The following is a 24,248-nucleotide window of genomic DNA, read 5'->3' as shown; positions in this document are numbered from 1 at the left end:
TTATTGCTGATTAGATGCATTGAGATAATACTCCAGTTGGAATTTGGATTGCAGGTACTGATTCAGTGCTTCCTGAGCCTTGACTTCTACCTGCACAGCTTCCTTTAGATTCTGAATAAAAGAGACATAGTCAATGGCTCCTTCCTCGTAGGCAAGCACACTTCCCTCCCGCTGTTCACGGGCCAGTGGTAATGCTTCATCCTGATAAAACTGCCAGGAAGCCAGCCACTTTCTGTATTCCTGCAAAAGGGATTGGTACGCTGCCTGTATTTCGTACTGGCTTTGCTGAAACTGCTGTTGAGCAATCTTCTGCTGGATTTTACTGGCCTGAAGCTTCCCCTGCTGCGGAAAAAAGAACAGAGGCACTGTTATGCCCAGTTGGAACTGATAAAAGCCCGGCTCACCGGCGATCTCCTGAATACCATATTGAGCATAGAGCTTGGGCAGATAATCGGCAGTTGCAGCTTTACGTTCTGCTTCCGCCACCTCCATACCCTGACTGGCTACCCTGAGCAAAGGATGATTGGTGATGGTATCCTGCTGTATTAATGGTTCTAACCAGGGAGTCTCTTCAGCGCTTACTACCTGATATAGGGTATCGCTTACCAGCCAAAGGTTGAATTTATACAGAGCAGCCTGGTAGTCATATTCCGCCTGTGTCTTTTGGAGTGTAATCTGCTTCACCTGATTGCTGGCGGCAAGGTAAGCTAAGCGGGAGGTTTCTTCCACTTCATATCTGATTCGGGCAGCCCTTTCAAATTCCTGGTAGATAGAATCCAACTGCTCATAAAGCTGTACATTTTTCAGGGCAATATAAGCTTCGCCATAGGCTAGTTTTACCTGCTGTCGCAATTCATATTCGTTGAGCTGTAAGGCTGCTTCTGCCAGGGCTACTTTCTGCTTTTGCACTTCAAGAGCAGGAGCAATGCCAAAGACGTCCATGTTTTGCTGCTGAATGCCTATCGTAGTATAAACGCCTTGCCCCTCTTCTCCTAACTCTTCGCCAGCAGTAAATATCTGCGTATTTCCCAGGTTCCAGGCTGTCTTTTTCAATGCCTCTTGCTGCTCCACCTCCAGTCTGGCCGCTTTTATCTTCGGATAATTGGCTAAAGCTTTCTCTACTGCCTCCTGAAAAGTGATGGAGCGAAGTGAGTCAGTCTGCTGTACACTTCTCGGTACTGAAGCAGAGTTCTGGGCATCTCCATGCTGGGCATAAGAGGGTGCGGAAACAGATATGCTTATCCCTAAGCCCACCAAAAGTACCGCTGCGCTTTTGCTCAGACTTGGACGTAAAGTATGCGTCTCTGTCCAACGGTAGAGGACAGGCAGGATAAAGAGTGTGAGCAAGGTAGAAGTAAGCAGCCCGCCAATCACCACCGTAGCCAATGGACGCTGCACTTCGGCTCCGGCGGATACGGACAGGGCCATCGGAAGAAAACCAAGAATATCAGTTAGGGCTGTCAACAGGATCGGACGTATTCTCCTTCTTGCGCCTTGCCGGATTCTTTCTCCCAGATCGTTCAAACCTTCTTCCTTCAACTCATTCCAGCCACTGATCAGTACCAAACCGTTCAGCACCGCTACGCCAAAGAGGACGATAAAGCCCACTCCGGCAGAAATGCTGAAAGGCATACCTCTCAACCAAAGCGCGAAAATACCACCGATCGCTGCCAGCGGAATTGACATATAGATCATTAGGGTCTGCTTGAAAGATTGCAGGGCGAAGAAAATCAGGATGAAGATCAACGCCAGTGCAATGGGGACCACTAGCTGCAGACGATCTGTGGCTCTTTCCAGGTTTTCAAAAGCACCGCCGTAGCGGATATAATAGCCGGGAGGCAGATTCAACTGCTGGTTTAACTTCTGCTGTATCTCTTCTACCAGCGTTTGTACATCTCTTCCCCGTACATTGACCCCGACAGAAGTTCTGCGATTGGTATTGTCGCGGCTGATCTGCATGGGACCGGGCTGATAGCTGATGCTGGCTACTTCCTTGAGAGGAATCTGGGCACCATCCGGCGTATTGATGTACATGTTTTTGATATCGTTTATGCCTGTTCGGTAAGCCGAATCAAGGCGTACTACCAAATCAAACCTTCTTTCTCCTTCAAAAATAACCCCTGCTTTCCCCCCGGCGAATGCGGTTTCTATCACTCTGTTGATATCGTTCACATTCATGCCATATTGTGCCAGTTCATCCCGCTCATAGTGGATCGTCATCTGGGGCAGACCGGTAGTCGCTTCTACCCTCATATCACCCACACCTTCTACCGTGGCAATGATTTCTCCCATCTCCTGGGCTTTGTTGGCCAATACCTGCAAGTCTTCCCCGTAGAGCTTGATGGCAATATCTTCCCGCACACCGGTAAGCAACTCATTAAAACGCATTTCTATGGGCTGGGTAAACTCATAATTGACTCCGGGCACTACGCTGATCTTTTCCTTTATTTTAGCAATCAGTTCTTCCTTGGTCTCTGCCGAAACCCATTCATCTTTAGGCTTCAGCACAAGGATACAATCGCCCAGATCCATCGGCATGGGATCGGTAGGCACATCGGCTACACCAAAGCGCGTCATGGCATGTTCTATCTCGGGAAAATTTTCCAGCAGAATTGCCTCAATACGGGAAGACGTCCGGGTGGCTTCCGCCAACGAGCTTCCGGGTTTCAGAATGACATGAAAAGCAATATCCCCTTCATCCAGTTGGGGGATGAACTCACCGCCCATACGTGTAAAAGTGAAGATGGCCAGTACAAAGAGTGCTACAGCTGAGCTAAGGACAATCATTCTTCTTTTTAAAGCTTTACTCAGCAGTTTTTCGTATCTATTTTCTAACCACATCACTATTCTGTCTCCCCAGGATAGCTTATCACTTTTGGAAACTTTAATAAAAAGGGCTGACATCATAGGCACATAAGTGAGACAGAGGATCATGGCTCCCAGCATGGCAAACATAAAGGTCAGGGCCATAGGCTTGAACATCTTCCCTTCTACACCTTCCAGAAAAAGGATAGGTAGAAACACGATAAGAATGATGAGCTGACCGAAGAAAGCAGCGTTCATCATCTTGCTGGATGCACTGTAAGTCAGTTTATCACGAGCAGCAGCGTTAATCTTTTCTCCCTGTCTTAGGCGCTGTACCAGAAAGAAGACAGTCCCTTCTACAATGATTACTGCTCCGTCCACGATGATGCCAAAGTCAATAGCTCCGAGTGACATAAGGTTGGCCCAGACATCAAAAGTATTCATCAGGATAAAGGCAAAGAGTAGGGAAAGCGGAATGGTAGAAGCTACGATCAGACCACCTCGCCAGTTGCCCAGCAGAAATACCAGCACAAAAATAACGATCAGTGCACCTTCCAGCAGATTGGTAGTAACCGTACTGGTGGTCTCAGCTATCAAGGCACTGCGATCCAGAAAAGGGGCTATAGCCACGCCTTCGGGCAATGACGTTTGTATTTGTGCCATACGTTCCTTCACAGCTTCTATCACCTCATTGGAATTGGCTCCTTTCAGCATCAGTATCATACCGCCTACGGCTTCACCTTTCCCATCTTTGGTAAAGGCACCGTAACGCACCGCATTGCCAAACTGCACCTTAGCGATATCCTTAATACGGATGGGGATACCTTCTGCGTTTTGGACCACAATATTTTCTATATCTGCAATGCTTCGTGCCAGTCCTTCGCCCCGGATAAAGTTAGCCTGATGGTCTCTTTCTATGTAGGCGCCACCGGTGTTCTGGTTATTTTGTTCCAGCGCCTCAAACACATCGGTGATGGTCAGGTCAATGGCCCTGAGCTCTTCGGGATCAATGGCTACTTCATACTGCTTCATCTTACCGCCAAAAGCATTGACCTCTACCACGCCGGGTACCATCGCCATCTGCCGACGCACGATCCAGTCCTGTAGGGTGCGCAAATCGGTGGCTGAGTATTCATGTTGAAATCCAGGCTCTACCTCCAGGGTGTACTGGTAAATTTCGCCCAGTCCGGTGGAGATGGGTCCCATAAAAGATTCGCCAAAGCCTTCAGGTATATCTTCTTTCACCATCGCCAGCTTTTCGTTGACCAACTGGCGGGGCAGATAAGTCCCCATATCATCTTCAAAGACGATGGTGACCACTGAGATACCGAAGCGGGAAACCGAGCGTATCTCCACCACGCCCGGCAGATTGGCCATCGCTACTTCTACCGGATAGGTGACAAACTGTTCTATATCTTCGGTACCCAGATTGGGGGCTTGTGTAATTACCTGCACTTGATTGTTGGTGATGTCAGGCACTGCATCAATGGGCACTTCTTTCATGCTCCAAATCCCCGCACCAATCAAAGCAAGGGTCAGCAATCCTATGACAAGTTTATTGTCTATAGAAAATGCTATGATTTTATTGATCATATATTTTTGTTTAGCATCAGTAAATAGATAATGATTACCCATTCAGAGTTACTCGTGGAGAACTCTGAGGGTGCGACATACTAAGCCTAAAACTGAGTTAAACCCTGGGGGGCTGGAAAATAGAGAAGGGAAAAATACATTCTTTCTGCCTGGTGTAAAGCGTATGCTTCTCACTGTAAGGAGAAAAAGGTTGCGAATGCCAGTCCATCTCCAAGAAAGTAACATGAGAATGACAGCAATGACAGTGGCAGAAAGGTGTACAGGACTTTTGATGGGCGGCTTCATCCGAACCGCAATCATCCTGTATCTGGCAGGTCTGTTCCCGAATGTCTTCTATGGAAAATTCGTCTGCACAGGGCATAAAAGCCAGTAGCAACACATAAAAGGATAATATGGTGGCAAGCAGTCGCAAGATGGTACAAACTTAGTAGAATTTCGCTTATACATCAAACGTACATTCTCATCTATTCTATAGAACAATCACCACGATCATCTGCCGAAGCATTCAAAATCATTTTGCCTGATACGCATTGCATCAGCTATGATCCAGATACAATCCTACCGCTACGCTACCTATACACCACAGCCCATGTTCTATATAATCCAGGGCCACTGGAAAATAGAAGCATTCTACATAAGAAGTTTATCGGGCAGGTAAAAGCTCATGGGAGAGTGAAGAAGAATAAGAGGGAGAATCGTAGCCTTGATATAATCAGCTTTTCACGTTGCATCAATTGTGCTGCACTTAAAAGCCTGGTTTTCCTTTACTTTTCCCTTCCCTACTCTGTAAAATTTATTTACTTTCAGGTTTTGAGTTTTACATAAACAGATTATGCATAAGCGATACACAACCTTACTTATTTTATTAAGCCTTTCATTCAGCAGCTTCAGCCAGTCATATGATCCTATAGAAAGGGTAAAACAGGATATGGTAGACGCCAGCAATCAGCTGATGAGCGTACTATACAGCGAACAACTGGAAAAGCTAAAACACTCTTTTGACGATGATGAGAGGCAAGTATGGAATAACCTGCCTACGCATAGCTTCTTGAGAAAAGGACTACCTCTGGGTGAACTCAACCCGGCACAAAAAATGGCACTGCACAAGCTCTTACAGACGGCTCTGAGCGAACAAGGCTACCTTAAGGTGCAGAACATTATTGAACAGGATCAGAACCGTAGAGAAGAAGTATTTGAGGAATTTGGCTTTGAAACCAATATGACCATGTATGGTCATGACTACTATTACCTGACCCTTTTTGGTGAACCAAGCATGACATCTGCCTGGGGCTGGCGTTTTGAAGGACATCACATTTCGCTGCATTTTACCGTAGCCCCCGAGGGAATAAGTGTTACGCCTATGTTTGTAGGGGTTGATCCCCGGGAAATTACTGAAGGCCCTTATGCCGGATACGGTTTTATGCACACCGAAGCCAATGTTGCCTGGGAGCTGATTAACTCTTTCAACGAACAACAGGCTTCGCAGGCACTGATGGAAGGGAAGATGCCTGACGACATCCTTACCCGGGAAGGGAATGAACCACATACCCAAAAAGCTACAGGCCTAGAAGTAGCTGATATGACTGAGAAGCAGCGGGCAGATGTAATGGCTTTGGTACGGGCCTGGGTCTATAACCTCGTCTATCCACTGGCTCAGCAGGAGATGGATAAGATAGAAAAGGCCGGTATTGACAAGCTACATTTTGCCTGGTCTGGTGAAAAAGGCTTACACGAAGCCCGTTACTATCGTATTCAAGGGCCGGCATGTATTATTGAATACGATAACCGTAGTTATGAATACTGGCATATCCACTCTCTCTGGCGTAATTTATCAGAGGATTATGGAAAGAATGTTGTTGTAGGAAAGTAAATTTGCTACTAGAAAACTTTCACTATACTATACACCCCTACTGCTACAATAACTATTGCACTGAGCATGAGGGCAATATCATAGAATTTGCTCGGTTTAAGCCGCTCTGGTAAACGTTTGTAGCGAAACTGAAAGGCAGCGTACACGACCACCAGCAGAAGGATGGAAGTCACAAATCCACCTACTAATATCATCAGTACAGGTAATTTGATAAAAATAAAGAGCACTGCCCAACAAAGCGGGAACACCCATGCTAAAATGGCGATGCTCTTTTTCCTTACTTTCGGATCATAAAAATTGATCCAGCCTATCTGCCCGAAAGCGTCCGAAAATATACGTGTCCAACTGGCTAAAGCTGCGAAGAGGGTAGAAAACAATACGATAAGCGCACCGAACAAATAAATGGACATAGCCCAGGTTCCTAATGTCTCAGTATAGATTCTTGACAGAGACTCTATCATTTCGTAGCCTTCAGGTACCAGGCCCGACTGATGGAGTACGGCAGCTCCGAGAAGATAAAAGGCAGCCGTAACTATCGTGTATACCAGCATAGAGAGCAGCGCATCCAGATACATTACTCTTATCCAGCCTTTAGCCCTGCCTAGCCACGCTTCACTATCATCTTTAGGGCCTACGAAACGTGCATAACCTTTTTCCAGACACCAGTAGTTATAATACATGATCTCATCCCCCCCCACGCCGGTGATGCCAAAAGCAGCAATGGCTACACCTACTGCCTCAGGAGGCAAATTAAAGCTCAAGCCTTCCAGCAGATTGTCCCAGCTTAATGCAAAGCCAGTGTATTGAAGAAAGAAAAGAGAAGCGAAAGTCATAAGGGTAAACAGGCCAATCATACTGATAGAAAACTTTTCTATAAAGCGATAGTAACCTTTGAAGATCAGCAGTGAAGAAAGCACTGCCGCAAATATGGCCCAGATCGCATCATTTACCTGAGGAAATGCGATATTCAGGGTGATGGCCACCCCCCCTACGATACCTCCCACCTGCAAAAGCTTAAATATCTGGATAAACAACCATGTCCAGATACTCCAGTTAGTGCCCCTTAGTTTAGGACCTGGCAGGCGATTGAAAGCATACATTACCGTTTCGCCGGAATAGATGGCATGCTTACCAAACTCCAGTTGTAAGGTTACTTTAACCAGACAGGAAATGATAACTACCCAAAATGTGGCAAATCCGGCTTCCGCTCCTAAAGTAGTAGTGGCAATTAGTTCACCAGAACCTACGATTGCAGCAGATAGAATAAAGCCAGGGCCAAGTTTTTTTAAGCGATCTTTAAAGCGGGTCGGAGGTTCCTGGATACCTGATGAATCCTGCACATAAGGATTGTCCAGCAGCTTTTTGTTTTCCTGAGTAAGCAAGTTGAGGTTGTTGTTTGTTTTTCAAATAATATTTAGCAGGCTTTAATATAACACAATTATACTGGATAATGCAGCCTGCACCCTACTCTGATTTATCTCAGATAAAATTTTGCGCAAATGCTGACTGGTTTCTTGTTTAAGGAGTAAACCTGATTGCCTGACTTTTATAAGTCTGTTCTGAGCATTTATCTACCTTACGCCTACTGTGGTGAAAAAGGCTCTTTCACCCTTTATTTCGTTTCGCTAAGTAGTTTTTTCTGCTCCCATAAACTTGTTCTGGATAATTAGTCTTAACTATGCAGCTTAAAAAATTCTTGTAATCTCATACTTAAAAAATTGAACAATTAATTGAAGTATTTTGCAATATAATGAACTACAAAATACCTTAAGGAGTTGAGCTATTATTCAAGTTCACCCTAAATAATCAAGCGTATCAATAGTTTCCAGTTACATCCATATTTGCAGTCAGCCTTTATTGTATTAATTAATCACAAAAAAATACTGCCTTATTAATAACTTTTTATCTGCGATAAAGACATGGTTTGAATTATTTGCGTTTTAGTTGATTCCTTGCTAATTTCTATACGTCTTTAGCTTTAGTCATTTTACTTTTTAATGCTTTGGCACTGATAAAATTATTATATTAATGATGGATAATGGTATTCAAATACGTGAGCTTAGCTTCATAGATGAAAAGCAAGACAGGCTAACCATCAATGCTCAGGAAGCCCTCAAAGAAAGGCTCCTCTCTCAGGCCAGAGAGCGTGCCCTTGATGATGAGGGCAAAGTTAATTCGCCCATCAGGGTTAGCGAATACTATTATGATGAGCTTGCCAGCTTTATGAAATCCTACCCTAGCGTGTATATTGATCTGATTTTGATTAAACTGGAAAAAGATAAGCTCAATTAAACCTACTTCCTTCTCCGGAACACTTTGACCATAAATCAGTTATATTAAGCAGCTCTTACTTACTTCATTTTTTAATTTTTTTACTGATTTTTTAAGCTTTGCGCATTCGGTTCATTATCATATTGTGCCTTTACGCATTTGGTGTACATGCCCAGGAAAAGGAGAAAGGATACACGCCACACCCTCAGGTGGATACCATTCATATTGAAAAAAACACACTCATCATTGACGCTGACAGTATCTACTTTTCAAAAAATGATACGGTCATGTACGTGCAGGACACGATAAAGAGTAAGATTGAGTCTTTATTACAGAAACATGAATCTGCCCCTGAAAAGGAGTTTTATGAAAACCTTACCAAAAAAAACGACAGCAGCCAGCTTCGCGAAAAAATCATAGACCTGCTCATTGACGCCGAAGATAAAGCTGACTCAAGTGCATCAGCGCCACAAGAGACTTCCTACTCTCCTGAGCTTGATCTTGACGGAAAAATCGTTGGTGAAATCACCATTCAGGGAATAGAGATCTTTGGCCCCAGTGTAACTGATACTACCTCTGACAAGACCAGTACCATCAGTAGGTTTATCAATAAACTCCATATGTACACACGGGAAAACGTGATCCGTAACCGCTTGATACTGGAAAAGGGGGATTACCTTAGTGCAGCCCGCCTTCTGGATAATGAAAGGCTGATTCGCTCTTTGCCTTATATCAGGGATGCGCGCTTCAGCGTTTCTTCAGTCAGAGGAGATACGGTTGACCTCCTGCTGATCACCCAGGACCTGGTCGCTTATACAGTGTCTGCTTCTCCCAATGGGTTGGATGGAGGTGACTTCAGCCTGAACAACCTCAATATTCTGGGCTATGGCCATCAGTTAAATAACAAAGTGATCATCGACAGAGATAAGTCTCAAAAAGTGGGATATGAAGGTGAGTACTACATTCCAAATATTCGGGGAACGCTCATTGAGGGACTTGCTGCATATGAAAATACTGTCTTCCGCCAGCGATACAATGTATCAGCAGAACGCAGCTTCCTGACTCCCGGCATCAATTTCGCCGGAGGCATCTCACTGGATTATAGCCGTGAACTTGCGTATGCTCCCTGGATCAATAATTATGACATACTACATACCTATGAGCATGAAGAAGATGTTCCCAGGCATCTTTATAAGCGTTTTAAACAAGATTATTGGATAGGGAGAAGCTTCTCCCCCGGATTCATCACCGCTGCCGACCCACGTGCCAGGTTAGTAGTGGCCATGCGCTATCAGCACAAACAGTTTTTTGATCGCCCCGAAGTAAGTATCAACACAAACCGGGCGTTTCATAACCGGCACCTGTTGCTGATGAGCCTGGGCTATTCACGAAACAACTTCACCCGGGAGCGGCTGGTATATGGCTATGGCCGTACGGAAGACATTCCTCTGGGCAAAGTGACGGAACTTATCTTCGGGCCGGAGAAAGGTGAGTTTTACAATCGCTTCTTCACGGGTATACGTTTAGCCCGTGGAAACTACATTCGTCCCCTGGGCTATATCTCGGGCGGATTAAGGCTGGGAGGTTACTGGCATAGCAGAGAGTTGGAAGATGGGCTCTTACAGCTTGCCGCGCGAACCTTCTCTTATCCTATTCAGTGGAAACGAACTACTTACAGATTGTTTTTTAATGCTGATTATGCCCTGGGTATTTCCCAAAACGGCAAAGAAGATTTTCGGGAAAATATGATTAGCCTTAATGACCGGCAGGGTATACGGGGCATGCGGAGCTATCGTATGCACGGCAACAAGCGGCTTGTGCTCAGCCTGGAAACCGTAGCCTATTTACCCTTTGAGTTTTACAGTTTCAGGATGGCCACTTTCTTTTTTGCCGATGCCGGCCTCATCGCTAATCATGATGAGAAGCTATTGAACAGCCCTTTATATCAGGGCTATGGCCTGGGACTGAGGATCAGGAACGAACGGCTGGCTTATAAAACTTTTCAGCTAAGGTTTGCCTGTTATCCGGTAGCTCCGCTAGGAGAATCACAATTTAAAGTTACTATAGCGGGACTTCCTATTCCCCGGCTTATGGATTTCAGTGTGCGCAAGCCCCAGGCTTTTGAATTTGAATAGACATTGTTAGTTTTCCTGTCTTGCGCGTCTAACATTCAGCACAATGAAGCTGTTTGATGAGAAAGTGTATACTTTAACCTAAAGAGAGATTGATATGACAATGCGTGAACATCATTTGGATGAGATAAAGCTAAAGCTGGATAGTTTGCAGAGGCAGCTTAGAGAAGACGTACAAAAGCTGGACGATCCACAGGCCAGAGCCTTATTTGAAACCTCCGCCGAAGTACTAAAAGGACTACATACTGCTTTTGAACATTATGAAAAAAAGCATGAAGCTGCCTGGGAAGACAGTGAGGTAAAAGTAGAGACCAAACAGACCAAAGCTAAAGAGCAGACAGGTTCTCCCAAAACATCCAGCCCTACGCATGGGTAAATAAAAAGGTCATCCTGTAAGGAGTTGACAAGCTAAGCCACAGAAACTATATGCTATAGTTACCTTCCTGCACTATACCCTCCAGGCTAATACGAACCTGAAAAGCCTGGAGTATACTTCCTGCTCTGCGCCAATACGCTCTGATTTGTAATTTGTCAGGCCGAAAGCGTAGCCGGTGTTCATGCCCAGCTTGTGGTAATAGGCCGATCGCATCCCTCTCAGACGAAAGTCCACATCAGGGATTGACCTTTTCATATCTGTTGCATAGCTCACTTCACCTCCACTGTTTTCAAATACAGTGGCCTGTCTGACAGTGGCATGATCAGTGCTGGCTATACTACCTCAAAAGCCATTTCTATTTTTCCACTGCACACCTTCCTGGAACCGCTGATAGTGGTGCGTACTTCATTTCTTCATCCCTTTGGGAATAGCGAAGCTCTGTTTGCTTTTGCAATTATTGCGCAGGCGCGCTACCCTTTACTCCGTACCGCTGCTGTGCATAAAAACACTCCTCTATGCCTCGGCTGGCATCCCGACCTAAGTCATCATTAACCTGAATCAGCGACAGGCGGAAGTCTATACCCAGCCGGAAGGCGCTCAGTACAAGCTGAAACAGGTCGCGACAGGCCGGTTTACTGTACTGGATATGCAGATTAAACTGGATGATGTACTTCCAAAAACCTAGATAGTGTTATAATTCTGGATATTATAGCTTGGAAAGCTAAAGAAAACTATAACACCAGTCCGTAGCCCCTAAGAAGACTCTATTAAACCTAATTCATCAGCGCTTCAATTTCCTCTGCTTCTATCGGGATGTTGGCCATAAGGTCATGAATGCCATCTTCACGGATCACCACATTATTTTCCAGGCGGATGCCGATGTCCTCTTCCCGTATGTAAATCCCCGGCTCTACGGTAAAGACCATACCCGGCTCAAAGATGCGGTACACATTGCCTACATCATGTACATCCAGCCCCAGATGATGCGAAGTACCGTGCATAAAGTATTTTTTGAGCAGAGGCTGCTTGGGGTTTTGGTTTTTTACATCATGCTTGTCCAGTAAGCCCAGACCAATCAGTTCACTCTCCATGATTTTCTCTACCTCCTTCTGGTAATCCTTTACTACATTGCCCGGCCTGAGCATTTTCATTGCTTCGCGCTGTACCTTCAGCACCGCATTGTACACTTGCTTCTGCCGATCTGTGAACTTACCACTGACAGGAATGGTGCGTGTCATATCAGCATTATAATTACCATATTCAGCGCCTACATCCATCAGAAGGAGGTCGCCTTCTTTACACATTTCGCTATTGGCGATGTAATGCAGCACACAGGCATTTTTGCCAGAGGCTACGATAGGCTCATAGGCAAAACCCCGGGAGCGGTTCCTGACAAACTCATGCAGATACTCCGCCTCAATTTCATATTCCATAACCCCGGGTTTTACAAACTGCAACACCCGGCGAAAACCTTTTTCGGTAATATTACAGGCCTCCTGCATTACTTTGACTTCTTCTTCAGACTTTACTGCTCTCAGGTGGTAAAGATGAGGTGCTAGCCGTTCGTAGCGATGCAAGGGATACTGCTGCTGGCACCATTTGATAAAGCGGGCATCGCGGGTTTCTACTTTTACATCAGCGCGTATGTGCTCATTGGCATTGAGGTATACATGATTGGCTTCCGCCATCAGCATGCTGAAGATACGCTCAAACTGCGATAACCATAGCACTGTCTGTATGCCTGAGACTTCCCGTGCTTCTTCTTTGGTATACTTATGTCCTTCCCAGATGGCGATCTCCTCATTAGTCTCCCTGAGAAATAATATTTCCCGAAAATCTTCATTAGGAAAGTCGGGAAACATCAACAGTATGCTTTCCTCCTGATCAATGCCGGTGAGGTAAAAAAGATCACTGTTCTGAATAAAGCGCATGCTCCCATCCGCATTGGTAGGCATGATATCATTGCTGTTTAATACTAGTAAAGAACAAGAATGCAGCTCGCTATATAGTCGTTTTCTGTTTTCTACGAATAGGGAAGTATTAAGTGGAGCGTATCTGGGCATGGTTTTTTGTTTTTGGGTTAGAATGCGAAAGCAGGAAGAAGCAGTGAATCAAAACTTCCAGCTTCTCACTTTCTACTGCTCTGTCTTCAGACTTCAAAGTTAATCTGTGAAATGCTGAATACAAGTTTACACAAGAAATCCAGCTTAAATATGACTTTTTTCAAGCGGCTTTTGTTTCTATCGGTAAGATGAATAGAATACTTCATGATTTTCGTGCTGAATTGAGAGCATTTTATATATTTGCAGGCAATACTTTCGGGATAAGCCGAACAGAGTTTTATGCAATACCATTGGCATCATATCGCCCATTGTCATCATGTGTAGACGCTTGTAAGCAAGCGCTTCATCAACCCTTTTTTTATCATTTTCACCATAAATTTTCATGAAAGAGAGAATACGCATTGCGGTTCAAAAATCAGGACGACTTAGTGATAGTTCCATCAAACTGATCAAAGAGTGTGGGATACATTTCAACAATGGGAAAGGTAGGCTCAAAGCTGTTTCACATACTTTTCCTGCTGAGTTTCTTTTTTTACGGGATGATGATATCCCCGGCTATGTAGAAGATGGCGTAGCTGACATTGGCATAGTCGGCGAAAATGTGATGCTGGAGAAAGGAAAAGATGTAAGCCTGATCAAAAAGCTCGGTTTTTCAAAATGCCGCCTATCATTGGCTATTGCCCGCGATAAGGAATACAAGGGAGTGCAGGACTTTGAGGGAATGAGCATCGCCACCTCATATCCGGTAATTCTGGAGCGCTTTTTTGCGGAAAAAGGGATCAATGCCCATCTGCACGAAATCAGTGGTTCGGTTGAGATCGCGCCCAGCATAGGACTTGCCGACGCCGTCTGCGATATCGTAAGCTCGGGTAGTACCTTGCTGAGCAATGGCCTCAAAGAGGTTGAAACCATACTTAAATCCGAAGCGGTACTGATAGGGCATAAAGGCATGTCAGATGAACGCCTTAAAGCCCTGGACCAGCTTCTGTTCAGAATAGATGCTGTGCAGAGAGGTAGTGGCAATAAATATGTACTACTCAATGCTCCCGCTGATAAAACCGAGCAAATTATAGAAATTCTTCCGGGCATGCGTAGCCCCACAGTTTTGCCATTGGCCATGTCCGGCTGGAACTCAGTGCACTCCGTGATCAAAGAAGATGAATTTTGGGATGTGATTGAACAGCTCAAAGCTGCCGGGGCAGAAGGTATATTGGTAGTACCCATAGAAAAAATGATTCTCTGATGAATATATATACAAACCCTTCTCCTGAAGACTGGGAAGAAATTCTAACACGCCCTACCCAGCGATTCAAAAAAATTGAGAAGATTGTCAAACCGATCATCAAAAAGGTAAAGAAGAAAGGAGATAAAGCGCTAAGGCAGTTCGCCCTGGAATATGATCATGTGGAGCTTGATGACATCAAGGTGAGCGGTGCAGAAATTAACAAAGCCGAGAAACTCCTGAGCAGAGAGCTAAAAGAGGCTATTCAAACTGCATATCAGAATATTGAGAAATTTCATGCCGCACAACGGGACGAACCCTTAGCGGTACAGACCATGCCCGGGGTAATGTGCATGCGTAAGAGTGTGGCGATCCAGAAGGTAGGCCTATATATACCTGGAGGTACAGCACCTCTTTTTTCCTCGGTGCTTATGCTGGGCATACCTGCCAAGCTGGCCGGTTGTCAGGAAATTGTATTATGCAGCCCCCCTAATCGGGAGGGCAAGCTACACCCGGCGATTTTATACGCTGCCAAGCTCATCGGGATAGACAGAATCTGTAAAGTGGGTGGTGCCCAGGCCATCGCTGCTATGACTTATGGTACCAAAACTATTCCCAAAGTCCATAAAATATTTGGCCCCGGTAATCAGTATGTGACTGCAGCCAAGCAGATAGTCAGTCAGAAAGGGGTAGCCATAGATATGCCCGCCGGTCCTTCAGAAGTAGCAGTATTTGCCGATAAATCCGCCAACCCCTCTTTTGTAGCGGCTGACTTATTGTCTCAGGCAGAGCACGGAGCAGATAGCCAGGTGTTACTGGTAACTACCGAGAAAAGACTGGTAGAAAGGGTTCGGGAAGAGATCAGCAAACAGCTCAGTATGTTGCCTCGTCGTGAATTCGCTATTGCGGCTTTGGAAAACAGTGTAGTTTGCATCATGAAATCTTCTAAAGATTGCATAGACCTGCTCAATGAATATGGAGCAGAACACCTTATTCTTGCCATCCATGACCCCAGAGAGGTAATGGAAAGAATCTTCAATGCCGGATCGGTCTTTCTGGGTCATTACACCCCTGAATCGGCAGGTGATTATGCTTCGGGTACCAATCATACCTTACCGACCAATGGTTATGCCAAGTCGTATAGCGGAGTGTCTCTGGATAGCTTTGTGAAAAAGATTACTTACCAGGAGCTTACCGAAGAGGGGCTTCAGTTGTTAGGGCCAACGGTGGAAGTTATGGCTGAAGCAGAAAAACTACTTGCTCATAAGAAAGCTGTTTCTTTGCGTCTGGCTGAGATCAAACATCAGAAAGCTGTTTGAAAACTAAGACTGAAAATGGCTGAATGATCAACTTCAGCCTTCTTTCCTTCTCTTCAAAATATTACCATACCTAGCTTCATTATTTTATGGCTTTTGATCTACACAAATTATTACGCCCTCACATTAGCAGTATCAAACCTTATTCCTCTGCCCGTGATGAATACTCCGGTACGGAAGGAGTGTTTCTGGATGCAAATGAAAACGCCTTTGGTACGCCCGGCACTCCTGACCCAGCAGCCGGTTATCATCGTTATCCTGATCCTTATCAGCAGTTGCTTAAAAAGCGCATTGCCGAGATCAAGCATGTACCGGCAAAAAACATCTTTCTGGGCAACGGAAGTGATGAAGCCATTGACTTGCTGATCAGAGCTTTTTGCCGTCCTGGGGTAGATAATATTGTTATCCTCCCTCCTACTTACGGTATGTATGAGGTGAGTGCTGCCATCAATGATGTGACACTGAAAAAAGCGCAACTCACCCCTGACTTCAAAATTGATGCTCAAACTTTAGATGGTGCAATTGATATCAACAGCAAGCTGCTGTTCTTCTGCTCACCCAACAATCCCAGCGGAAACCTGCTTCAGCCTGATCTGATAGAATATTATTTACAACACTTTGAAGGTGTGGTCGTCGTCGACGAAGCCTACATTGACTTTGCTGACACTGAAAGCTGGTCACAAAAGCTGGCCGAATACCCAAATCTGGTAGTCCTGCAGACCATGAGCAAAGCCTGGGGCATGGCGGCACTCAGATTAGGAATGGCCTTTGCTTCCGAAGAGATCATTGCGGTACTGAATAAGATCAAACCTCCTTATAATATCAATGCGCTGACCCAGCAGGCTGCGCTTAAAGTACTGGAGCAGACGGAGCAGCAGCAAAGCATTGTTCAGCAGATACTCACCCACAGGGTAGAGCTCCAAAACGACCTGGAAACATTACCCATCGTTGAAAAAATATTTCCTTCTGACGCAAACTTTCTGCTAGTGAAGATGCAGCATGCCGCTGAACTTTTCCATTACCTGATTGATGAAAAGGTCATTGTGCGTGATCGCTCCAAAGTGGTATTCTGCGAAGGTTGTCTCCGCATTACAGTAGGTACTGCTGATGAAAATCGCAAGCTAGTAGAAAAGATGAAAGCTTATCAGCCTAAATCTTCAATAGCCTAACAAGCAGTAATGGTGATACAGATATAAAAAATGCCGGCCAAAACAGCCCGGCATTTTTATTTTTAGCCACAACAAACATTTATTCTTCTTTTCCTTATTCACCCACTACAATTGTAGTTCGATCAATAGCTGAAACCTGGAAAAGGCCTAATCCCAAACCATCAGCGCTGATGATATTGGTACGCGGATTAGCAGGTGAAGGACCGTACATACCGCCATCACCGTTCAGGATATTGTCCAGATCATTATAGAAAAGATACGCATCACGGCTGATACGATACATCTCAAAGGTAGCTTTGTCGCCTTTACGGTACAATTGCGGAGATTCTAATCCATAAATATAGCCAGAAATCAGTTCGTCATCTGCATAAAATATTCCGGTATTGGAGTCAAAATTCTGGATAGAATCATTGCGAAAGAATTTGAACAAATAGTAATCTTCAGTAGCTGTCGGCTCCCGGGCATAAATACGTATCCTGTAATATAAGCCTTCCTCTTCAGGGTCACCCTGAGCGCGTTCATCTATATCCCACACCAGACTATCAATAGAGCCTAATGGAGTCATCTCTTCCTGGGCAGAAAAGCTTTCACCACCGGGCAATGATATCTGCAGGCTGTAAGTATTCCCCGGCTTTCCCTCAAAATTCGCCTTATATAAACCTGCTTCAGTTTCACTTTCCAAATATTGATAATGATTACCTTCATTGTCACTTACTATTACTTCAGCCCCACTTACACCGGGCGTTCTCCCTTCGGTATAGAAGCCTACTGAAGTTGTCAACTTTAGGTAGTGATCAGTAAGTTCATCTGTGATCAATGCATCCACTACGTATTGAGGGGGTATCTGCTTAAGGTCCAGTTCTATGGGTTCGTCACAACCAAAGAAAGCTGCCGCGCTAAAGCTGAGCAATATGATTTTTATAATTGTTTTCATTGTGTTTTTTGATCTGGTATTTAGAAAGAGATTTTATAAGAGACAGAAGGCAGTATTGGAAATAGGTAGACCATTCTGGCTTCCTTCATATTGGGATCTATCACATTGCCCTCTTCGTCTTGAAGCGCCCGGGTGTAGATGGTAAATGGGTTTCTTCGGTTATAAGCATTATAAATTGCGAAACTCCATGCGGTCTTCCAGCGACGAGTAGCATTTCTGCGAGGTTCAAAATTAGCCGACAGGTCCAGACGGTGGAAGTCAGGCAAACGGTAGGGGTTGCGCTCTGAATATAGATCTACACTGTAATCATCAAATACATAGCGGCCAACGGGTACTGTAAAAGGCCTTCCGGTCGAATATGTGAAGTTCGCTCCGATTGACCACTGATTATTCACTCCATAATTGGCAACAATATTGGCGACATGACGACGGTCATAGTTGGCAGGAAATACCACATTACGGTTTACGCCTGGTATATTTAATTCCGTTTTAGACAAGGTATAGCTGGCAAAGCCTGTCATACGGCCTTTATTCTTTTGTAGAAAGAACTCCATTCCGTAAGATTCTCCTTCACCCTGTCGGTACTCTACCGGAGCATCATGATTCAGTAGCAGGTTGGCATTATCAGCAAAGTCAGTGACATCCTGCATCTTTTTATAGTAAGACTCTACCGAGAAAGCGTACATATTGTCGTTGAAGTTTTTGAAATAACCTAAAGCCAACTGGTCTGCCTGCTGGGGGTTCAGATAAGGAGAGCTGGGGGTCCAGGTATTGAAAGGTACAGGAACGGTAGAGTTGGACAGCAGATGTACATACTGAAACATCCGGTTGTAGGAGAGTTTCAGCGAGCTTTCGCTTCCCAACAGGTATCGAGCACTAAAACGAGGCTCCAGATTAGCGAAAGTCTTGATCGGCTCCATGCTACCGTAATAAGTAGAGTCAGTGATCCTAATGTTGATGTTATCTGGAAGGCCCTGCTCGTTTTTAGCATACTCATAAATGGTAGTCTCTCCAACATTCTGGAAAACAGACAAGCGCAGTCCGTACAGAAGCGATAATCGCTCAGAAATCTGGTGCTCGTTGCTTGCGTACAAGGCATAGTCCATCGCATACATCTTATCCATTACTATGTTGCCAAAGTAAGACTCTTCACTTCCCGGACTAATCGTACCGGGAGAAAAGCGGCGATAGGAAGCCTGTAAGCCGAAACTCAACACATTTTCGGGGTTAACAAAATAGTTGAAATCCTGCTTAAGTGAAAACTCCTGCAGATTGGCATCCCAGTCAAACTCAGCGGCAGACTGCTCACTTGCCAGGGTATAATCAAAGTTACTGGCAATAAGGGTGGTATTGGAAAACAATTTTTCATTGAAGAGGTGATTCCAACGAAATGTCCCGGTCATATTCCCCCAGTTAAATCCGAAAAGATTGTCAAAATTGAAGGAATCTCTTCCGGTATAAGCTGCCAGAAAAAAGCGGTTCTTATTATCCGGTTTCCAATTCACTTTCGCATTGATATCGTAAAAATATACCTGGTTCTGTCTCAAGTTTTCGTCAGGCGACATTTTTAAAAATACATCGGCATAAGAACGACGGGCAGAAAGTAGGAAAGAGCTGTTTTCATTGGCAATAGGCCCCTCCAGCATTACTTTGCTGGCCAGTAAACCTATGCTGCCCGAACCGGAAAGCTGCTGGTTGTTACCGTCTTTGGTGCGTACTTCCAGAATGGAAGAAAGACGACCACCAAACTGTGAGGGAATACCGCCCTTGTAAAGTTCGGAGTCTTTGATCACATCCGCATTAAAGACAGAGAACAGTCCAAAGAAGTGAGAAGGATCATAGATAGGCGCTTCGTCAATAAGAATCAGATTCTGGTCGGCTCCGCCACCTCTCACGAAGTAGCCGGAAGTACCTTCACCGGCCGAGACTACGCCGGGCATCATCTGCACAGTTTTGATGATATCCGGCTCACCAAAAAGTGCGGGGGTTTTCTTGACCAAGTCTACCGGAATATCATTCCGGCTCATCTCTATACGCTCTACATTCTTGAATTCGTCCGTACGCTCTTCTGTAATAACTACTTCCTGCATTTCGGTGACCGAAGGTGACAAAGAGATATTCAGCTCCTGATTGCTATTCAGTACTATTGTTTTTGTCAATGTCTGAAAACCTACATAGCTAAACTCCACTTCATAAGTAGCGGGAGGCAGGCTAAGGGCATAGAACCCATAAACATTGGTCACTACGCCTGCCCCTTTTTCTTTTACTATTACGGTTACACCGATGAGCTCTTCGCCATTGGTAGCATCTTTAATGTAGCCGTTCAGTGTAACTTTTTGCTGAGCATATAAGGTCAGGTTAAATCCTGTCAGTAGCATAAATGACAGAAATATGAATTTTTTCATGGGGTTTGGGTTAATGTTGCTTTAGCTAATTGTTGATTCTATAGCTAATACAGCCAAGACTTCTGTTACCCTACCTGTTCCCTAAAAAAATTTCTTAAGATTATTCTGATTTGCTTTGTCCTCTATTTTGTGCCATCCACTCTCTTGTTTTACCAGCTAAGCCTGATTGCCTCCTTCTTGCCGGTATTTTAGTAATGCCTCAGGAGTTTGATACAGTTATTCCGGTGCCGGTTTCAGAAGGAATCCAATAGCTTTCAATCGCTGAAGAGACTGATTCTCTTTTATAAGCTGCCCTTCCGCATGGCTGTGAAATTCTACAGGCTGGATAGCTACTCATATCCTTGAGCCTGTCAGAAATTGGAAGTGAGGAGCGTATTTTTTTGATTTGTGACCTAATATCACTTTGATTTAGCGAAGCTAAGCTTTAACATTAATCAGAAATACACATAAATGAAAAAAGTACTCTTTATAGATCGTGACGGCACCATCATCATAGAGCCGGAAGACAAGCAGATAGATTCTTTAGAGAAGCTGGAATTTTTGCCCAAAGCTATTTCCAATCTACGTAAATTAGCAGAGGAAACTGATTATGAATTTGTGATGGTAACCAACCAGGATGGCTTAGGCACTGATTCTTTTCCTGAAGAAACTTTCTGGCCTGCCCACAACAAAATGCTGAAAATTCTGGAAGGAGAAGGAATCACCTTCAAAGACATCCACATTGACCGCAGTTTCAGTCATGAAAATAAGCCTACACGTAAGCCGGGCACCGCTATGCTAACGGGTTATATGAACAACGATCAGTATGACCTGGCTAATTCTTATGTGCTGGGCGACCGGCTCACCGACCTAGAGCTTGCCCAAAATCTGGGGACTAAAGCCATTTATATCTCAGATGAGATTTCCGAAGATGCAGCCCTCAGCACAACCGACTGGGATAAAATATATGAACACCTACGACTTCCCGCCCGTACTGCTGATGTGCGCCGTACTACCAAAGAAACAGATATTGAAATTTACCTGAATCTGGATGGACAAGGGCAAACTGAAATCTACACGGGCTTAGGCTTTTTTGATCATATGCTGGATCAACTGGGGCGCCACTCAGGTGCGGACCTCAAGCTAAAGGTCAAAGGAGATTTACATATTGATGAACACCACACAATTGAGGATACTGCGCTGGCGCTGGGCGAAGCTTATCGCAAAGCCATTGGCGATAAAAAAGGGATCATGCGCTATGGTTTTCTGCTTCCTATGGATGAGTCGCTTGCTCAGGTAGCCATTGATTTTGGCGGCCGCCCCTGGCTGATCTGGGAGGCTGAGTACAAGCGGGAAAAGGTTGGAGATATGCCTACCGAAATGTTTTACCACTTCTTCAAATCCTTTTCTGATGCTTCACTGAGCAATATCAACATCAAGGTTGAAGGCAGTAATGAGCACCATAAAATTGAGGCTACCTTCAAAGCGCTGGCAAAAGCAATCAAAATGGCGGTGAGCAGGGATATAAAAAATATGGATAAACTGCCGAGCACTAAGGGAGTGCTGTAAAAGAAAAAACGCTCAGACTAGCCTCTGAGCGTGATTCTCACTTTGTGGTTGAACTATCATTTCCTACTTACCAAAAGCTTCTCTTCCGTAATCAAGATTGGTACTGTATACCGGAAGACTGATTTTGATCAAAGCAAAAAACCCTTTACCGTTCACCGTAGGTCTGGCACCAATTTCTGCTCCGTATGCCCAGCTCAGCTCGCGGTTGTATTTTCCTTCTATCCCCAGGCGAAAGCCAACTTTTTTGGTTTCCAGCTCTTGGGTAGAGAAAGTACGCATATCACCACTTACAGGATCTCTATACTGAATATCCTCTATCGTAATACTGGGTGCGAACATAAAGTCAAGAAAGGTGGTAAGTAGCAGATCGTCAGAAAGTACTCCATAGCCTTTGTCTGGCTTGATTGCCATGTTCTTAATCCATGACATAGAACCTCCGACGAAAGCGCCGGTCACACTTTGGTTAGTATGTGAATATAAATCTGCGGGGAACGTTCCAAATTCGTCTTCAATTACTACTTCCTGTTCTTGTGCCACCCTCTTTAAATCAATAGAAGTGGCATAAGCAAACGCTCCCAAGCGTGCTCCGACCACTTTTCTAACTTTGGAAGGTATGATGGTATGCTCCGGTACATGTGATGCCCAGCGATTTCCCTTTTGGTACCTCTTGGAATATAAAATCATTTTGGTCTCGGTATCGGTCTCCTCATCCCTCACATGATAAGTGCCGCCCAGTTCCATATAGGTAAAGCTGTTAGGCTTATTCGCTACGGAAGAGTTTTTATAGGCAATATTTCTGACAAAATCTGTAGAGCGAGAGTAAGCATGGCGAAAATTAGCAAAGAAATCAGCTTTATCTTTATGCAGGTAATTTGCTCCCAGTCCAAAGCCCGCATTTACGTTGGTGGCAAACAACTCTGTATAAAGGGGTTGTAAATGCACAAAGAGCTTGTTGATGGCATAAGGGTCATCATATAGCTCTTCGTAGGTGATGGCCTCTTTTATCATGTCACTCTGCGCAAAGGCGCTATTGGCCGTGATAAGGAGGGTAATGACCACGTATAAGGTATATCTCAGATTCACTTCGCTTCGCTTTAAATAGAAACATTATCACCATTGCGAAGCTAGAGACATTTATGCAAAAAAAATCCTTAATAAGATTAAGACATTGCACAAGTAATAAAGCCAATATAAAAGTGGCTCAATTTTGCTTACAACTCATGAATTTCTTTCAGTGCATGGTAATTGGCGAGGATAATTCTATCGGCAATCTTATCATTGATGGCATGAGAAACGAATAAGGCCTCAAACTGAGAAGGAGCCAGGTATATGCCCTGATTGAGCATACTGCGGAAATACTTTCCAAAAAGTTCAGTATCTGAACTGCTGGCAGAATCCAGATCATATACTTCCTGTTCGGTAAAAAACAAAGAAAACATAGACCCCAGATGAGTTAGGGTATAGTTCAGGCCGAGCTTTTCTAAATTCTGGCGATAGCCTTCTACCAGTTTGTTGGTTATCTTGTCCAGCTCTTGATAGATAGCAGGGTTCTCATTGAGATGATTGAGCATAGCATAACCTGCTGCCATAGCAATAGGATTTCCTGAGAGTGTACCTGCCTGATATACCGGACCACTGGGAGAGACAAAATCCATGATTTCTTTTTTACCTCCATAAGCACCTACCGGCATACCCCCACCGATGATTTTACCCAGTGTAGTCATATCGGGAGTAACGCCATATACTTCCTGTCCACCGCCTTTGGCTAGCCTGAAACCCGTCATCACCTCATCAAAAATCAGTACAATACCCTCCTGATCACAGAGTTTACGTAAATCCTGAAGAAAACCATCTTTAGGAAGAATGCAGCCCATATTACCGGCTACAGGTTCCAGGATAATGGCAGCAATTTCGTTTTTATTTTTTTCTACCAGACTTCTTACTGATTCAATATCATTGAAGTTTGCCAGTAGTGTATCTTTCGCGGTACCTGCAGTAACTCCTGGACTATTAGGCACACCCATCGTCATTGCACCGCTTCCTGCCGCTATGAGGAAAGAATCGCCATGACCGTGATAACAACCTGAGAACTTGATAAGCTTATCTTTTCCGGTATAGCCTCTCGCCAATCGGGCTGCCGACATGGTCGCTTCAGTACCTGAATTCACCATCCTTACTTTTTCAATGGAAGGGACCATGCTTACGATCAACTCGGCAATTTCCACTTCTTTGGCAGTAGGCGCTCCAAAAGAAAGAGAATGAGAAATAGCTTTAGAAACTGCTTCCTCTATCATTTCATTCCCATGACCCAAAATCATGGGGCCCCAGGAATTGATCAGCTCTATATATTGATTGTCATCCTCATCATAGATGTAGGCTCCCTTAGCAGATTTAATGAAGAGTGGGTCTCCGCCTACGGCTTTGAAAGCTCTAACAGGAGAGTTTACTCCTCCGGGTATAAATTCTTGGGCTTTTGCAAATAATGAACGACTTCTGTCAATGCTATGCATGAATGAGTTCTCGAGTTTGATTTAATAAATTTGG

At 44.6% G+C, this 24,248-nt stretch carries 18 protein-coding genes; 9 read left to right on the top strand and 9 right to left on the bottom strand.

Annotation, left to right across the window (positions count from 1 at the left end):
* The gene (locus OKW21_RS02700; RefSeq protein WP_277476975.1) at positions 1 to 4,398 is read right to left on the bottom strand and encodes a CusA/CzcA family heavy metal efflux RND transporter; all 4,398 of its coding nucleotides are present in this window, start codon (positions 4,396 to 4,398) and stop codon (positions 1 to 3) included.
* Between the two features lie 97 nt (positions 4,399 to 4,495).
* Positions 4,496 to 4,810, bottom strand: a complete 315-nt coding sequence (locus tag OKW21_RS02695) for a DUF6660 family protein (RefSeq protein ID WP_277476972.1) — start codon at positions 4,808 to 4,810, stop codon at positions 4,496 to 4,498.
* A 420-nt stretch (positions 4,811 to 5,230) separates the two neighbouring features.
* Here OKW21_RS02695 and OKW21_RS02690 point away from each other — a divergent pair, with 420 nt between their 5' ends.
* Positions 5,231 to 6,268: a DUF3500 domain-containing protein gene (locus OKW21_RS02690; RefSeq protein ID WP_277476970.1), complete on the top strand. Its 1,038-nt coding sequence runs from the start codon at positions 5,231 to 5,233 to the stop codon at positions 6,266 to 6,268.
* An 8-nt stretch (positions 6,269 to 6,276) separates the two neighbouring features.
* On the opposite strand, the gene OKW21_RS02685 is transcribed toward OKW21_RS02690, so the two are convergent.
* Positions 6,277 to 7,650 carry an Nramp family divalent metal transporter gene (locus OKW21_RS02685; protein ID WP_277476968.1) on the bottom strand — a complete coding sequence of 458 codons (1,374 nt, stop codon included), beginning with the start codon at positions 7,648 to 7,650 and terminating at the stop codon, positions 6,277 to 6,279.
* A 646-nt stretch (positions 7,651 to 8,296) separates the two neighbouring features.
* Here OKW21_RS02685 and OKW21_RS02680 point away from each other — a divergent pair.
* The 3 genes from OKW21_RS02680 (at position 8,297) to OKW21_RS02670 (ending at position 11,047) form a co-directional block, all read left to right on the top strand.
* On the top strand, positions 8,297 to 8,560 hold the full coding sequence (locus OKW21_RS02680; RefSeq protein ID WP_277476965.1) for a hypothetical protein: 264 nt from the start codon (positions 8,297 to 8,299) through the stop codon (positions 8,558 to 8,560).
* Positions 8,561 to 8,658: 98 nt separating this feature from the next.
* Positions 8,659 to 10,674, top strand: coding sequence for a BamA/TamA family outer membrane protein (locus OKW21_RS02675; protein ID WP_277476964.1), 2,016 nt, complete (start codon positions 8,659 to 8,661; stop codon positions 10,672 to 10,674).
* Positions 10,675 to 10,768: 94 nt separating this feature from the next.
* On the top strand, positions 10,769 to 11,047 hold the full coding sequence (locus OKW21_RS02670) for a hypothetical protein (RefSeq protein ID WP_277476959.1): 279 nt from the start codon (positions 10,769 to 10,771) through the stop codon (positions 11,045 to 11,047).
* 72 nt (positions 11,048 to 11,119) lie between these two features.
* On the opposite strand, the gene OKW21_RS02665 is transcribed toward OKW21_RS02670, so the two are convergent.
* A complete protein-coding gene (locus tag OKW21_RS02665; protein ID WP_277476956.1) occupies positions 11,120 to 11,302 on the bottom strand; it encodes a hypothetical protein in 183 nt (60 codons plus the stop codon).
* A gap of 63 nt (positions 11,303 to 11,365) precedes the next feature.
* Here OKW21_RS02665 and OKW21_RS02660 point away from each other — a divergent pair, with 63 nt between their 5' ends.
* Positions 11,366 to 11,599 (top strand): hypothetical protein, encoded by a 234-nt coding sequence (locus OKW21_RS02660; RefSeq protein ID WP_277476954.1) that lies wholly within the window; start codon positions 11,366 to 11,368, stop codon positions 11,597 to 11,599.
* Positions 11,600 to 11,820: 221 nt separating this feature from the next.
* Here OKW21_RS02660 and OKW21_RS02655 read toward each other — a convergent pair whose 3' ends face one another.
* Entirely contained in the window at positions 11,821 to 13,110 is a 1,290-nt protein-coding gene (locus tag OKW21_RS02655; RefSeq protein ID WP_277476952.1) for an aminopeptidase P family protein, read from the bottom strand.
* Positions 13,111 to 13,492: 382 nt separating this feature from the next.
* On the opposite strand from OKW21_RS02655, the gene hisG reads away from it, so the two are divergent.
* From hisG to hisC, 3 genes are all read left to right on the top strand, one after another.
* Entirely contained in the window at positions 13,493 to 14,353 is an 861-nt protein-coding gene (gene hisG / locus OKW21_RS02650) for an ATP phosphoribosyltransferase (RefSeq protein ID WP_277476949.1), read from the top strand.
* On the top strand, positions 14,353 to 15,651 hold the full coding sequence (gene hisD / locus OKW21_RS02645) for a histidinol dehydrogenase (protein ID WP_277476946.1): 1,299 nt from the start codon (positions 14,353 to 14,355) through the stop codon (positions 15,649 to 15,651). Before hisG ends, hisD begins: the two co-directional genes overlap by 1 nt.
* A gap of 86 nt (positions 15,652 to 15,737) precedes the next feature.
* Positions 15,738 to 16,817, top strand: a complete 1,080-nt coding sequence (gene hisC, locus OKW21_RS02640) for a histidinol-phosphate transaminase (RefSeq protein ID WP_277476943.1) — start codon at positions 15,738 to 15,740, stop codon at positions 16,815 to 16,817.
* Positions 16,818 to 16,911: 94 nt separating this feature from the next.
* Here hisC and OKW21_RS02635 read toward each other — a convergent pair whose 3' ends face one another.
* Complete coding sequence (locus OKW21_RS02635; protein WP_277476940.1) at positions 16,912 to 17,751, bottom strand: DUF4249 domain-containing protein; 840 nt, start codon at positions 17,749 to 17,751, stop codon at positions 16,912 to 16,914.
* 20 nt (positions 17,752 to 17,771) lie between these two features.
* The gene (locus OKW21_RS02630) at positions 17,772 to 20,156 is read right to left on the bottom strand and encodes a TonB-dependent receptor (protein ID WP_277476939.1); all 2,385 of its coding nucleotides are present in this window, start codon (positions 20,154 to 20,156) and stop codon (positions 17,772 to 17,774) included.
* Between the two features lie 450 nt (positions 20,157 to 20,606).
* Between OKW21_RS02630 and hisB the strand changes: the two genes are divergently transcribed.
* Entirely contained in the window at positions 20,607 to 21,704 is a 1,098-nt protein-coding gene (gene hisB, locus OKW21_RS02625) for a bifunctional histidinol-phosphatase/imidazoleglycerol-phosphate dehydratase HisB (protein ID WP_277476937.1), read from the top strand.
* Between the two features lie 63 nt (positions 21,705 to 21,767).
* On the opposite strand, the gene OKW21_RS02620 is transcribed toward hisB, so the two are convergent.
* Both OKW21_RS02620 and hemL read right to left on the bottom strand, forming a co-directional pair.
* Positions 21,768 to 22,787, bottom strand: coding sequence for a hypothetical protein (locus tag OKW21_RS02620; protein ID WP_277476934.1), 1,020 nt, complete (start codon positions 22,785 to 22,787; stop codon positions 21,768 to 21,770).
* A 128-nt stretch (positions 22,788 to 22,915) separates the two neighbouring features.
* Positions 22,916 to 24,214 (bottom strand): glutamate-1-semialdehyde 2,1-aminomutase, encoded by a 1,299-nt coding sequence (gene hemL, locus OKW21_RS02615; RefSeq protein ID WP_277476931.1) that lies wholly within the window; start codon positions 24,212 to 24,214, stop codon positions 22,916 to 22,918.
* Positions 24,215 to 24,248 lie beyond the last annotated feature (34 nt).

The sequence above is a fragment of the Catalinimonas alkaloidigena genome (assembly GCF_029504655.1).
GTDB classification, from domain to species: domain Bacteria; phylum Bacteroidota; class Bacteroidia; order Cytophagales; family Cyclobacteriaceae; genus Catalinimonas; species Catalinimonas alkaloidigena.
This window is presented reverse-complemented; position numbering and strand designations above follow the sequence as displayed.